Raw genomic sequence first — 13599 nt, forward strand, 5'->3', positions numbered from 1 at the left:
TTGAAAACAAAACAGGTCGCTCATACCAGTCGCCTCCTTTTTTGATCAAAACTTAATCATTTTCCCGTTTTTCGGGTGTCCGTAATCTTCACCCAACGATGATCGTTTGTTTTCTGGCACGCTTCTCCCGTTCAGGCTGCTTTTTTGACAGCCTGACTGGATTGCTTTTGCAGTATAGAGCCCAAGCGGTGCAGATTGGTTCCTAAAACCGCCAGGCCAACATACCGACGATAACCGTCAATCCCTGAGTCCGGACATCGGTCCAGCCCGTGCTGCTCAAGTGCATTAATGTCGGACTCTACCGCGGAATGCTTCTTCATTGCCCTGACAAAATCAGGGTGTCGTTCACGCTTCCGGTCTTGTTCAGACCATCGCCCCTTTTTGGGTAAGACGGCTCGGTCAAGAAATGTTTCCAGCTTTTCAAGGTTCTCTTTTGACCAGAATCCCCGGTCATAACTGACCTGCGATACTTCAGGAAACCGCTGTTTTGCGCCTTTAGCAATGGCTACAGTCACCTGGTCATCAGTCTGTTTTTCCATGACCAAATGGTGAAGCGTGAAACCAAACTGATCTTGAATCACGCACACCCTGAGGCCGAGTTCTACAGGAACGCCAGCTTTTCCTTTACTGATCCATTCCGTATGGCGTTCGAATAACGAAAAAACCTTCTCACTGTGCGGAATGGTTTCGTGGTTCAGTACACGACGGATAATCAGTTGGCACTGGTAGTCTGCATCTTTTATCCAGTGCTCCAGCTCTTTCAGTCGCAAGTCTCCGGGTATCCGTGTCTTCAAGAGATTCAAGGTTATTTCAGCCTTGCGGATAAGCTTCTGGCTGTAGGCTACATACTCAGCATGGACGATTTCGATATCATGCTGTCGTGCTTCACGAAGCGACTCATTAGACGACGTTGAACGTTTCAGGTTACGGGCTTTGTGAAAACGCTTTTTGTGCTGATCCTGCAAGTAGTTGCTCTGTCGCCACAGGCTTTCCTGCTGCTCTGACGACAGGCAGGCTGCCCACTCGATCATCTTGCGAACGGCATCCCGGAGCAGGTTAATATCCGTTGGAAAGTGGGCATTGGTTTTTACGACAAACGAGTCAGCGCGGGCGCATATCCGCTCTTCTTTTTTTTTACCAGCTGGTGACCGGCATTGACCACAATCTGGTTGATCTCGTCCAGTATTTCCGGGGTGAACAGGGCGATATTATCCTGCAAAGTCTGGATGTGATAAGAGTGGGTACAGTATGGTCCGTGTCCGAGCATTTGCCGCAACGTACCGTGTTCATTGGCCAGCTCCTGAAGGCGGTCGTAGTCGCAGTTGATGGTCAGACGCAGGGTGCCAAAAATCAGTATTTTCCAGAGATCCATACCTGGGCGGCCATTGTCACGGCTGGCGGGTATCATTCGCTCAAGGGCTTGAAAAACCTGCTCTCTCAGCTCTGGGGTGACCCAGATATGCTGAAAAGCCCGCAAGAGGCGGGGTATGTCGTCCCTGGATTTGGGGTTGAAGGTGATGGCAGAGATATCGACCTCGCCTAACTGCATTTGTGGCTTGATGGTTTGGCGCATGAGTGAGAAAACAGCCTGTCAGTGGAAATCTTCAATGATTAAGTTAGGTCACAGACTGCTGTTTTCAAGGGCTGATGGGTTTTCGGACAAGCACTAAATATTTCCCTTCCGAGCAAACCATGAACAAGTGTAGCCAAGAGTTTCTGTCCCTCGCAGATGAATGCCTTCACCAATTTGCACAGACTGAAAGTGATGAATTTTCATCAATCCTTACCTCTGATGACCTTAACTCTTTTCAGAATTGTTACCCCGGCTACAGGGTAAGGGACTTTCCACCCATCAAAACATTAACCTTGTTCATGCGACAGGTGGCCAGTGACACCAAGTCATGTCGCCACGCCCTCATTGATGAAGCGAGAGACCAGGTCGTCAGGGGCAACAAGAAGAAAGTGCCCAACACTGACACCAGCGCATATTGCAAAGCGAGGCAACGGTTGAGTGAAGCATCCGTAAGAGGTTTGCTGCGCATATCTGGCAATAGCCTTGATCACGCCTCACCAGAATCATGGCTATGGCATCAACGTCGTGTACTGCTTACTGATGGTTCAACATTGTTGATGCCTGACACCGAGAAAAATCAGAAAGAATATCCTCAACCTGGCACTCAAAAAAAGGGCTTGGTTTCCCGATTCTCAGAATTCTTGTTTTGATATGTCTTGGCAGTGGCGCATTGCTTGATTTTGCTGTGGCTGCCTACGAAGGGAAAGAAACCGGAGAACAAGCTTTGCTCAGGAAATTGTTCTCCCATCTGCAGGATGGCGGCATCCTGTTAGGTGATGCGAATTTTGAGAACTACTTTCTGTTGGCTTTGCTGTTACAAGCCAAGGCTGACGTGGTTTTCGAGAAAAATGGTGCCCGCCATATTGATTTCCGGAAATGCGATCAAAAGCTGGGTAGCAAGGATGGATTATTCAAATTAACAAGACCAGTCCGACCTGAGTGGATGAGTCAGGAGCTTTATGATCAGATGCCTGCAGAGCTGGTAATCCGTGCTGTCAAGAACAAACGTCGCACCATCATCACCACTTTATTGGATGCTGAGGAGTATCCCCGGACAGAGATCATTGCGCTGTATCTGAAACGCTGGCACGTCGAGATTGATTTTGATGTCATCAAAACGACCATGAAAATGGATATGCTGCGTTGTAAAAGTCCGGAAATGGTGAGAAAAGAAATAAGCATCAACTTTCTGGTATACAACCTGATACGGGCACTGATGGGGAAAACAGCAAAGCACATTGACAAGACTCCACGGGAATTGAGTTTTAAAACGGCTCAGGAAACGCTGGTGTCATTCCTTCAGACGTTGCTGGGAGCATCGGGTGACTGGCTGGAACAGAAAATCATTAATATGTTGGACATCATAGGACAGCATATTGTTGGAAATCGACCCGGTCGGTCGGAGCCAAGGGCCGTTAAGAAACGGCCAAAACCGCATAAAAGGCTCCAGCATTCCAGGTCGCAGGCACGCAGACTCAAGAAATACCAAGGGAAGTGAGCTTAAGTCAGTGCCATTGGCTTATAGACTGGTTCTTGACGGCATCCCAATGACTATGATCACTCCTTCCAAAGAACCTATTGAGCAGGTAATACTGGACGTCAGACGACGGTTTCGACAATACAACGTTGATTCACTGGAGCCTATGACTGCTGATCCGCCAAAGAAATAAACGCTGATGTTTGATCAACTATAAAAATGGTCGGCTCACTTCAGGTCATTACAAACAGTTTGACGGGAAGGCAAGAAAAGGAGGTTCTGCCTTAATTCCCGGTAAACTTACCGTCTATAGTCAGAGCCACCCAGCAAGGGCAACTGACTGTTTAGGGGGCATTTGCTGTAGAACTACTGGCAGTCTACCCCAACCCGCCAAGCTGTACTGCGATACCTTAACGCCTGCTATAGGAGGATGTTAAATGGATTGTTGATGGTAGTGGTTACATCTGGTGCTGTGGCGTTAAGCCCTTCTGTTATTATTTGGTGAGCTGTTTAATGAGATTTTGCGTAGGAATTTAGGTTCTACAGGGAGGTGACCATGGGAGGTTACAACAGTGGCAAAAAGGCCAGCTGCGAAAAAAATGTTGAGGATTTCTATACTCTGGACATTTGCTGGCTTTACCGGAATGGAATACTGGAGCCTGGAAGAAAAACAGTTATCCGGTTTGGCAAGTCGTTCGCCATCAGGATGAAATGCAAAACCCGGTTCTGGGGCTGGGAGCAGTGTCTGCATGTTGAGTACCCTGTCTGGAATGATGCCGGAAAAATTGAGACCAGGGAGCAGGTCATCGGATTTGAATGGGTCAGTACCCTGAAAGGCAAAACCCGCAGACCCTACTTCTATTGCCCTATGTTGGAAATTCGTGCTGGCAAGCTGTTGATGGGGAGGAATGGCTTTGCCCATCGGCGCTGGTATGGGCCGCTTTATCATAGCCAGACGCTTGGGCATTTTGATCGATCACTTAAGTCTTGCCAGGCAATCAAAGACAAGCTTGGCAATGCTGGCAGTGATTTTGCCACTAGTCCACCTCATAAGCCTAAAAGGATGCATAAGAGCACTTACCAAAAGTACCTTAAAAAGCACAGAAGATTAGCCCTGCCTGCTGTTGCTCGAATGGGGATGTGGTGTCTTTAGGCTCAGAGAATCACAACATTGTCCCTCTGGTAGTTCTGAACTGGTAGAGTAAATGTAGATTCAGGTTTAGGGTTCTTCACAAAAGGTTATAGAGTGTTTGTCTGCTAATGCGGAACTCCTGAGCCAGTGCCTTTTTCTGTTCACCGTCAGCCACACGCCGAAACAGCTCTTTTACCTGTTCAGATGTGAGCCTGGGTTTTGCCCCAATCCGTTTGCCCTGCTTCCTGGCCGCAGCAATTCCCTCCCGCTGTCGCTCCAGCAATTCCCGCAAAAAGGGAAAAAATAAAGATTTTCCCTTAATTGTCTCATTACTTTTTTGGACACAAACAAAAAACTCAGCACAAAATCTGATCCATAGGTTAACTTAAATTCACTGAAGAAAATGGGTTATTATTTGGTAACTATGCCGTATCAGGGAATAAACTCCGGATGCTGATCATTTTCCGTTTTGGCTGTTCACTTGGTTTCACTCGCTTGCCTTTCGGTTTTGGTTCAGGTGTACCCTGCAAGATCAGCCCCTTCATGAATAACACCCAGGAACTAACCACAAAAATCTCAAAAAAATTCCTCTGCTTTTCCCAAAAAATCTTTTTCCGCTTGTTAGCCTTCAGCGCTTCATTAAATAATGGGCAGGAAAGCTCAACAATTTGATCAATCAGAAAGGCAAGAAACATCAGACAGGCAAAGTTGCTTGCCAGATTCTCTTCACCATGACCATAGTTATGCTCAAGACTGTAACCCAAATTCTTCAGTGTATTGAACGTTTCATTTTCAATTAACCACCGTGCGCGTCCTCCTCGCATGATTTTCATGCAACACATATGGTTGTGAATGGGCAGGCTGGTTACCCAGCTATTGCAGTACTTTATTTTTCCATCCGAATCCGTTTCCACATAGTCGACATAATTGACCATAAAATCAGGATGTGACTTATTGAGTGGAACATCGTTTACGTAGCGAAACGAATGCCGGTGACCCCGTTTGTCGGTATAAGTGAACCGACGGACTTTGCCTTCCCGGTCCAGATCATCAACGGCTTCCAGCAAAGCCTCATGATCACTGTCCTTGGCAACAGTGATAAAATTGTGACCATAAGACCGGATGAGTTTAAGGGTTGGCCCCTTGGAATAGAGACCATCTAAACCCAGTACCAATTTCAGGTGGTAGTGTTCCCTGGAGAGATCTTCCAGAATGCGTTCAAGGGCACGCACTTCACAGTCATTTTTGGAAGCATCTTTTTGTTGAGTAATAGGTTCTGGCATTAACGGCAGAACTGTTTTCAATCCTGGCTTTACAAGACAGATCGCGGATAACTGATGATAGAAAACAGTTGTTTTTTTAGGATTGTCGGCGTTTTTTGTGCAACAGTTTTTACAATTGATACTCTTTGACGTAAAAGTTTGTGTGCCATCAATGGGAGCCAGGTAGCCCTCTTTAAAATATTGAAAATGTTTCAATTTCCCACGACGCTGACAATAAGCAAAAAGGGCGAGAAACAGTGGTCGAATATGCTTTGTCTTAACGTGATCAATTATTGATCTCAGATAGGTATCACAGGGTATATTTTGAACATGATATAAACTCTTGGCGTTTTCCTTGATAGTGGGCTGTTCACGTTTGTCATCGCAGGCCAGTAACGATGGATTTTTGTTATGAAAAACAGCAAGGGCATACATAAACAAATCGGAAATGGAAAAATTTGATGAGCGCCCTTTTTGTGAGCGAGGATCGGGAATCTCTTGAACTTGTTCAAAGACAAGATCAATGAGGTCAGTAGTAACCGAATGATTATGAGAGGTAGGCATAGGATACTGTGTTGCTATTTTGCCAAAAGCATCATCTATTTTAGACTGCGTAGCTGAAATTGTCCTGTAAGCTTCCAGACCTTGGGAACAGCGGGCTTTCAGTCGTTGTGGGAATTACTGCTGTCGCTCCCGGATCATACTTCGCTCGAACTCGGCAAAAGCGCCCATCATCTGAAACATCAGCTTATGCATCGGGTTGCTGTCGCCGGTAAAAACCAGGTTTTCTTTGTGGAACTGGATGCTGATGCCATGTTCGGTAAGGTCTTCTACCAGCGACTGAAGACCTTTCAGACTGCGAGCAAGACGATCTATAGAGTGGACATGTAATCTGTCACCTTGTCGCAAATGCGGAAGACAGGCTTTTAATTGAGGCCGATTGATGTCTCTACCGCTGCAATGTTCTTCAAAGGTGGTATCCAGCTCAATACCATCAAGCTGGCGGGAGGTGTTCTGGTCAATACTGCTGACCCGGATGTATCCGACATTCTGGCCTTTCACGCTACTGCTTCCTTTAACATCTTGTTTGAGTAAAGGAAAAACCAGACTCTGATTTACACTATGCCCAATTGATCAGAAACAACTTTACTGGACACGTCAGATCAGTGACTTATCGGGCCTGAAAACCGTGTCCATAAATTGTACTCATTTTTACACTCAAAAAGGCCAACAGCAGTAAACCCCCCAAGATTTTTCAGCCTGCACCCAGTAAACTGGTTCAGCCCTTATCCATTAGCCGGAACCTGCAGTGATTGACCGAGATAACATTATCCAACCCAATGACCAGGTAGTTGATATAGCCCACTGGCCTGTCCATGAAGAGTATGAGGTCTATCCCGAAGGTGCCCGGGTCAAAACGCTACGGGTCTGCCCTGATAACACGCCCTACGATTTTTGCATTCCCGGCCACCGTTACCTGTTTAAGGAAGCTATCAAGAGTGCAAAAGACCCAAGTAAGCCCCGGCATCCAGATCAATACTGGTGTGAAGTAATCGCCTTCCAGATTGGCCGATTAATGCAACTTCAGGCTCCACCAGTTTTCGTCTCAGTAAATTCCGCAACTGGTGAACCAGGCAGCCTATGTGAGTGGTTTATCGGTTACTCCCCTGGTATAGAAGAACGATCGACACCGGGTGGTGAGTATATGCAGAAAATGATTACGGGCTACGATCGTGATAAAGGCAGGCAGCATAACCTAACGTCGATCATTACCTTTTCCAGGGCAATGACTATCAGCAAGCAACTGACCCATAGCTGGAAAGAATACTGGGGGCTATGCCTCTGCTTTGATGCGCTGATCGGCAACACCGACCGACACCAGGAAAACTGGAAAGTCATCTGGAATGGCAACGAAGGCACTGCCCGGCTTTCACCCTTCTTTGATAATGGCACCAGTCTTGGCCATGAGCTCTTCCCGAAAAAGTTCAATCAATGCGTGCGTGATAATAATATGCTGCTCGCTTATATCAACCGGGGGCGACATCAAATGAAGTGGCATAAGGATGATGAAGGAAGGTTGCCGCTGATTGAAGGTGTCAGCCGATACTGCCGAAAATACCCTGAGGTAGTGCCACTCTTGATTGACAGGCTGCAATGGGAAGACGATGCTTTGCTTAAGATACTTAGTGAACTGACCACCTTTCATATACAATCCCCGCTGACAGCAGAAAGGGCAGCGTTTATACACAAGCTAACCTGTTACAGAAAGCGGTTGCTGTTAGAAGCACTGGAGATGATTGGAAATGAGGCATATTGAACACTTGGTCGAACCTGATCGAATTCTTCTCTCATGGCAGGCACTGGCAAGCAAAAACCGGTCTCGCTTTGTGGTGGGCGAACTGGTACGCAAGGGTGAAAAGGTGACTCTCCGGTATTTTTCCGACAGTAAAGATTTTCAGCAGGCAGTAGCAAACGGTTTTACCGGCTACCCTGCCTTTCAGGTTCAGGAGGGAGTCAGTCAGTATGATAACCAGGTGCTTGATGCCTTTATCCGTCGACTGCCGCCTCGAACCCGTAGTGATTTCTCCCGTTACCTGGAGCTTAGAGGCTTAAAACCGGAGGTTCAAATCAGTGACTTTGCCTTACTGGGGTATTCAGGAGCCCGGCTACCTGATGATGGCTTCGAGCTGATCCATCCGTTTGACAATACTGACGGGGCATTCGAGTTTATCGTTGAAGTGGCCGGTTTTCGACATGAGTCTGAGGTAGCCGTTGACGATATCCCCCTGGAGGCCAACGTCAGCTTTATACCTGAGCCATCAAACACCTTTGATGACAGGGCTATCCGGATAGAACTGAATGGCCAGAAACTCGGCTATGTAGACCGCGGACGACTCGATCTGTTCCACCGGCATTTGCAGGCAGGCCACCGCCTAACCGGAGAAGTGACCCGTAAAAATGGAACTCCTGCTCGGCCACTGCTTTATATCTATACGCGGGTTGTGCCCGTCACCCATTGAGAAAAATACCTGAGCAGCCAATCATGCTGCTTAGGTCTCTCCCCACTACCAAAAAGGAACAACCGCAGCCTCTTCGTCTGGCACCCTGTAGGGATAATCAGGTATTTTCGGGATAGCTCCTACAAAAATGATTGTTCTCGGTATAACAAGGTTGAGTTGTTGAAACTCATCAAAAGGAAAACTGAAGGAGCATATCACCCCTTCAACATATCAAACACCACCCGCGCAAACCCTCTGGCCAGCTCCGGGTTGGACAGGTACTGCAACATCATCTCCTGGTGAGCTTCGTTGCTGTCCATCACCGCATCATCAATGGCCTTCGGGAAATCCCCCAGCAAGGCCTGTTCAGCGGTGTTATTGGCAATCTGTTTCATCACCGTGTCGTTTTCCGCCAGCTTGTCCCGAACGGTATAGGCATAATTGATCAGGTCCGCATCCGACAGGTTGTCGGTAATAAACAGCTCATTCAATCGGGCCAGAATCTGCGACAGAAACTCCTCTTTCTTATCCTTGGGTTTGGCAGTACCCATATCGCTGCCCGGTTCCAGTTTGTACTCGGGACTGTCTTCCTTAAGCTGAATGTCCTGCTGGCGGATTTTAGATAGACGATAGTGGCTCATCACCACGTTATCCAGATCAATGTCGTCTTCTGCCAGAACCTGTTCACGCAGCAGCGGCCGCAGGTAACGGGCAAACAGGCTGAGCTGTTCCAGTTCAATATCATCATAATCGACAATCTGGGACATAAACTCGTAGTAACGGGTATAGCTGCCCAGGTCTTTCTTGAAAATCTCCAGCCGGTCTTTTTCCTGCTTGCACTCCTTCAGGCTGTTTTCACCGTTGGCGATCAGCACCGCATCGCCGGACTTTTTCATCCGGTCCAGCATATCCCTGGCCTGCTCATAAGCCGCCACCGCAGAGCTGTAACGCTGCTGCCACCGTTCCACCGCAGGCTTGCAGATATTACTGACAGCAGCATTGCTTTTCTTTCGGGTCAGGAAAGCTTCGCAGAACCGCTCCACTTCATTCCAGGTAAAAATGCCACTGGCCCGCAGCTTTTCATGCAGCTCAAAGATTTTGTCCGGGTCAGACACATCCGCCAGCTCTGCTGTCTGGTAGTAAGGCTGGAAGGCGGCCAGAATATCGTCCGGCTCATTAACAAAGTCCAGCACAAAGGTGCCGCTCTCCGCCTTGCCGGGATAGGTACGATTAAGCCGGGAAAGGGTCTGCACACACTCCACACCACCCAACGGTTTATCCACATACATGGCGCAGAGCTTGGGCTGGTCAAAGCCGGTCTGGAACTTATTGGCCACCAGCATAATCTGGTAATCGTCGGTATCGAACGCCTTACGCATATCCCGTCCTTTGAGGCCGGGGTTCATATTTTTTTCCGTAAATTTCTCATCAAGAATGGCGGCACTGTCCGGATCATTCTGGTCGAACTGCACCTCACCGGAAAAAGCTACCATCACGGCAATGGAACTCTTGTGTTCAGACAGGTACTTCTCAAAGGCCAGCTTATAGCGTACCGCTTCCTTGCGGGAGCTGGTCACCACCATCGCCTTGGCCTGACCACCCAGCAGTCCCATCACATGTTCCTGAAAGTGCTGGACGATCACCTTTACCTTCTGGCTGATATTGTGCTCATGGAGGCGTACCCAGCGCCCCACCTTCACCTTGGCACGCTTGCTGTCCACTTCGTCATCGGTAGCGGCAATCTTCTGGGCCAGCTTGTAGGCGACTTTGTAATTGGTGTAGTTCTTCAGCACATCCAGGATAAAGCCTTCTTCAATGGCCTGTCGCATGGAGTACACATGGAATGCCTGGGGCAGGTTCTTCTTTGAAGGTGGTTCATCCGGATTAGCCAGCCGACCAAAGGTTTCCAGCGTCTTTGCCTTTGGCGTAGCTGTAAAAGCAAAATAACTGAGATTGCCGCTCTTCCGTCGTGCGGCAACAGATGCATTCAACTTGTCTTCTGCCGACAGCCCTTTATTAGCTGAAGGCTCCGCTTCCTTTGCTTCACCATCCACCATCAGCACCTCTTTCAGCTTCTTGGCAGTATCGCCCGTCTGGGAAGAGTGTGCCTCATCAGCAATAATGGCATAACGACGTTTCTGCAGATTGGTACCAGCAATTCCCGCAAAAAGGGAAAAAATAAAGATTTTCCCTTAATTGTCTCATTACTTTTTTGGACACAAACAAAAAACTCAGCACAAAATCTGATCCATAGGTTAACTTAAATTCACTGAAGAAAATGGGTTATTATTTGGTAACTATGCCGTATCAGGGAATAAACTCCGGATGCTGATCATTTTCCGTTTTGGCTGTTCACTTGGTTTCACTCGCTTGCCTTTCGGTTTTGGTTCAGGTGTACCCTGCAAGATCAGCCCCTTCATGAATAACACCCAGGAACTAACCACAAAAATCTCAAAAAAATTCCTCTGCTTTTCCCAAAAAATCTTTTTCCGCTTGTTAGCCTTCAGCGCTTCATTAAATAATGGGCAGGAAAGCTCAACAATTTGATCAATCAGAAAGGCAAGAAACATCAGACAGGCAAAGTTGCTTGCCAGATTCTCTTCACCATGACCATAGTTATGCTCAAGACTGTAACCCAAATTCTTCAGTGTATTGAACGTTTCATTTTCAATTAACCACCGTGCGCGTCCTCCTCGCATGATTTTCATGCAACACATATGGTTGTGAATGGGCAGGCTGGTTACCCAGCTATTGCAGTACTTTATTTTTCCATCCGAATCCGTTTCCACATAGTCGACATAATTGACCATAAAATCAGGATGTGACTTATTGAGTGGAACATCGTTTACGTAGCGAAACGAATGCCGGTGACCCCGTTTGTCGGTATAAGTGAACCGACGGACTTTGCCTTCCCGGTCCAGATCATCAACGGCTTCCAGCAAAGCCTCATGATCACTGTCCTTGGCAACAGTGATAAAATTGTGACCATAAGACCGGATGAGTTTAAGGGTTGGCCCCTTGGAATAGAGACCATCTAAACCCAGTACCAATTTCAGGTGGTAGTGTTCCCTGGAGAGATCTTCCAGAATGCGTTCAAGGGCACGCACTTCACAGTCATTTTTGGAAGCATCTTTTTGTTGAGTAATAGGTTCTGGCATTAACGGCAGAACTGTTTTCAATCCTGGCTTTACAAGACAGATCGCGGATAACTGATGATAGAAAACAGTTGTTTTTTTAGGATTGTCGGCGTTTTTTGTGCAACAGTTTTTACAATTGATACTCTTTGACGTAAAAGTTTGTGTGCCATCAATGGGAGCCAGGTAGCCCTCTTTAAAATATTGAAAATGTTTCAATTTCCCACGACGCTGACAATAAGCAAAAAGGGCGAGAAACAGTGGTCGAATATGCTTTGTCTTAACGTGATCAATTATTGATCTCAGATAGGTATCACAGGGTATATTTTGAACATGATATAAACTCTTGGCGTTTTCCTTGATAGTGGGCTGTTCACGTTTGTCATCGCAGGCCAGTAACGATGGATTTTTGTTATGAAAAACAGCAAGGGCATACATAAACAAATCGGAAATGGAAAAATTTGATGAGCGCCCTTTTTGTGAGCGAGGATCGGGAATCTCTTGAACTTGTTCAAAGACAAGATCAATGAGGTCAGTAGTAACCGAATGATTATAAGAGGTAGGCATAGGATACTGTGTTGCTATTTTGCCAAAAGCATCATCTATTTTAGACTGCGTAGCTGAAATTGTCCTGTAAGCTTCCAGACCTTGGGAACAGCGGGCTTTCAGTCGTTGTGGGAATTACTGGATTGGTACTGCTCTCAATAGCTGCCAGTACAAACGGAAAAGTTTGGATGGTCACGATAATAATCGGCTGGGCATTTTCCAGGGCACTGGCCAGCTTCTCTGATTTTGAGCCCTGCCCCTCCTTATTATTAATGCGCTCCACCACACCATCGGCGTGTTCAAACTGGTAAATGGTATCCTGAAGCTGGTCGTCCAGCACCGTCCGGTCGGTAATCACGATCACTGAATGGAACTGTTTATCACCGTCGTCTTTATAAAGGGTGGATAGCTGATGGGCAGTCCAGGCAATTGAATTGGACTTGCCGGAACCGGCACTGTGTTGCACCAGGTAACGATGGCCGGAACCTTCGGTACGGGCAGCGCCAATCAGTTTACGCACCACATCCCATTGGTGATACCGAGGGAAAATCAGCGTCTCCTTTTTGGTTTTGCGGCCTTCCCAGTCTTCGGACTCCTTAATCTCAAGGTGAATGTAACGGGCAAGAATATTCAGCAGGTTGTCCGGCAGCAGCACCTCATTCCACAGGTAATCGGTGGCATAGCGGTTCTCATCGTCGGGAATATCATTACCAGCGCCGCCTTCTTTTGTCCCCTTATTAAACGGCAGGAAGAAGGTATCAGCACCGGCCAACCGGGTTGCCATATAAACCTGATACTGGCTGACAGCAAAATGCACCAGCGCACCCCGCTTGAAGGTGAGCAGCGGTTCCGGCTTACCGGTTTCCGGGTCTTTGGGCTGGCGAGTGGTTTTATACTGCCGAATGGCGTTATCCACCGACTGCTTGAACTCGGATTTCAGCTCCAGCGTCGCTACCGGCAGACCATTGATAAACAGCACCAGATCAATGCGCCACGACCTGGCCTTTTTACCGGTTTCAACAAGGTGCTCATCGGTAGCATAGGGCGAATACACCAGCTCCGGCACAAGGCGACAACGGTTCTCTTTATAACGGGCCAGCGTATCCGGGTTCAGATCATGCTCCGGCATAAACTGGCACAGGCAAAACCGGGCATTGCGAATCTTCAGCCCATGGCGCAACACCCCAAGGGTGCCGTAACTGCGTAGCTCTTTATCAATGGCATTGGGGTCAGCCTTATTAAGCTGGGTCAGCAGGTGGCTGATAAAGTGCTGTTCCGAATCCGAGGGGAATACCTTACAGAACTTCTCCCACTCCTTCGGCTGAGTCTGTTTGACAAAACCAAGCACATCGCTGGTGTACAGCGCCGTTTCCCGGTGGTACTGGTCGCCGGAACCCAATAGCCAGCCATTGGCCTGCATCTGGGCGATTATTTCGTTCTGGAAAACGGCCTCAACGGTGGCGTCCCTGCTCATAC

Annotated in this window: 12 protein-coding genes; 5 read left to right on the forward strand and 7 right to left on the reverse strand. The window is 47.7% G+C overall.

The window, feature by feature from the left end:
• Positions 1-131 precede the first annotated feature (131 nt).
• Positions 132-1573, reverse strand: a protein-coding gene (locus tag O3276_RS05535) for an ISNCY family transposase (RefSeq protein ID WP_442876562.1) whose coding sequence is annotated in 2 segments (ribosomal slippage) — positions 132-1138 and positions 1138-1573 — 1443 coding nt in all. Because the reading frame shifts where the segments join, the coding sequence is not laid out codon by codon here.
• 119 nt (positions 1574-1692) lie between these two features.
• Between O3276_RS05535 and O3276_RS05540 the strand changes: the two genes are divergently transcribed.
• The 3 genes from O3276_RS05540 (at position 1693) to O3276_RS05550 (ending at position 4203) form a co-directional block, all read left to right on the forward strand.
• Positions 1693-2223, forward strand: a complete 531-nt coding sequence (locus O3276_RS05540; protein ID WP_269674745.1) for a hypothetical protein — start codon at positions 1693-1695, stop codon at positions 2221-2223.
• On the forward strand, positions 2220-3071 hold the full coding sequence (locus O3276_RS05545; RefSeq protein WP_269674746.1) for an IS4 family transposase: 852 nt from the start codon (positions 2220-2222) through the stop codon (positions 3069-3071). Before O3276_RS05540 ends, O3276_RS05545 begins: the two co-directional genes overlap by 4 nt.
• Positions 3072-3606: 535 nt before the next feature.
• On the forward strand, positions 3607-4203 hold the full coding sequence (locus O3276_RS05550; protein ID WP_269674747.1) for a hypothetical protein: 597 nt from the start codon (positions 3607-3609) through the stop codon (positions 4201-4203).
• Positions 4204-4279: 76 nt separating this feature from the next.
• On the opposite strand, the gene O3276_RS25650 is transcribed toward O3276_RS05550, so the two are convergent.
• The 3 genes from O3276_RS25650 to O3276_RS05560 form a co-directional block, all read right to left on the reverse strand.
• The gene (locus O3276_RS25650) at positions 4280-4474 is read right to left on the reverse strand and encodes a helix-turn-helix domain-containing protein (protein ID WP_442876563.1); all 195 of its coding nucleotides are present in this window, start codon (positions 4472-4474) and stop codon (positions 4280-4282) included.
• A gap of 130 nt (positions 4475-4604) precedes the next feature.
• Positions 4605-6008 carry a hypothetical protein gene (locus O3276_RS05555; protein WP_269673235.1) on the reverse strand — a complete coding sequence of 468 codons (1404 nt, stop codon included), beginning with the start codon at positions 6006-6008 and terminating at the stop codon, positions 4605-4607.
• 114 nt (positions 6009-6122) lie between these two features.
• Positions 6123-6506 carry a recombinase family protein gene (locus tag O3276_RS05560; protein ID WP_269674748.1) on the reverse strand — a complete coding sequence of 128 codons (384 nt, stop codon included), beginning with the start codon at positions 6504-6506 and terminating at the stop codon, positions 6123-6125.
• A gap of 247 nt (positions 6507-6753) precedes the next feature.
• Here O3276_RS05560 and O3276_RS05565 point away from each other — a divergent pair, with 247 nt between their 5' ends.
• Both O3276_RS05565 and O3276_RS05570 read left to right on the forward strand, forming a co-directional pair.
• A complete protein-coding gene (locus O3276_RS05565; RefSeq protein ID WP_269674749.1) occupies positions 6754-7761 on the forward strand; it encodes a HipA domain-containing protein in 1008 nt (335 codons plus the stop codon).
• Entirely contained in the window at positions 7748-8464 is a 717-nt protein-coding gene (locus O3276_RS05570) for a hypothetical protein (RefSeq protein WP_269674750.1), read from the forward strand. Before O3276_RS05565 ends, O3276_RS05570 begins: the two co-directional genes overlap by 14 nt.
• Positions 8465-8658: 194 nt before the next feature.
• Here O3276_RS05570 and O3276_RS05575 read toward each other — a convergent pair whose 3' ends face one another.
• The 3 genes from O3276_RS05575 to O3276_RS05585 form a co-directional block, all read right to left on the reverse strand.
• On the reverse strand, positions 8659-10500 hold the full coding sequence (locus O3276_RS05575) for a type I restriction enzyme subunit R domain-containing protein (RefSeq protein ID WP_269674751.1): 1842 nt from the start codon (positions 10498-10500) through the stop codon (positions 8659-8661).
• A 240-nt stretch (positions 10501-10740) separates the two neighbouring features.
• Positions 10741-12144 carry a hypothetical protein gene (locus O3276_RS05580; protein ID WP_269674752.1) on the reverse strand — a complete coding sequence of 468 codons (1404 nt, stop codon included), beginning with the start codon at positions 12142-12144 and terminating at the stop codon, positions 10741-10743.
• 40 nt (positions 12145-12184) lie between these two features.
• Positions 12185-13597, reverse strand: a complete 1413-nt coding sequence (locus tag O3276_RS05585; RefSeq protein WP_269674753.1) for a type I restriction endonuclease — start codon at positions 13595-13597, stop codon at positions 12185-12187.
• Between the last annotated feature and the right edge of the window lie 2 nt (positions 13598-13599).

It is taken from the genome of Endozoicomonas sp. GU-1 (genome assembly GCF_027366395.1).
Taxonomy (GTDB): domain Bacteria; phylum Pseudomonadota; class Gammaproteobacteria; order Pseudomonadales; family Endozoicomonadaceae; genus Endozoicomonas.

What these genes read in the sequence shown, in the direction of transcription:
- O3276_RS05540 (WP_269674745.1), top strand. Translation starts at nt 1,693, where the DNA reads ATGAACAAGTGTAGCCAAGAGTTTCTGTCCCTCGCAGATGAATGCCTT.
- O3276_RS05550 (WP_269674747.1), top strand. Translation starts at nt 3,607, where the DNA reads ATGGGAGGTTACAACAGTGGCAAAAAGGCCAGCTGCGAAAAAAATGTT.
- O3276_RS05555 (WP_269673235.1), bottom strand. Translation starts at nt 6,008, where the DNA reads ATGCCTACCTCTCATAATCATTCGGTTACTACTGACCTCATTGATCTT.
- O3276_RS05570 (WP_269674750.1), top strand. Translation starts at nt 7,748, where the DNA reads ATGAGGCATATTGAACACTTGGTCGAACCTGATCGAATTCTTCTCTCA.
- O3276_RS05575 (WP_269674751.1), bottom strand. Translation starts at nt 10,500, where the DNA reads ATGGTGGATGGTGAAGCAAAGGAAGCGGAGCCTTCAGCTAATAAAGGG.
- O3276_RS05580 (WP_269674752.1), bottom strand. Translation starts at nt 12,144, where the DNA reads ATGCCTACCTCTTATAATCATTCGGTTACTACTGACCTCATTGATCTT.
- O3276_RS05585 (WP_269674753.1), bottom strand. Translation starts at nt 13,597, where the DNA reads ATGAGCAGGGACGCCACCGTTGAGGCCGTTTTCCAGAACGAAATAATC.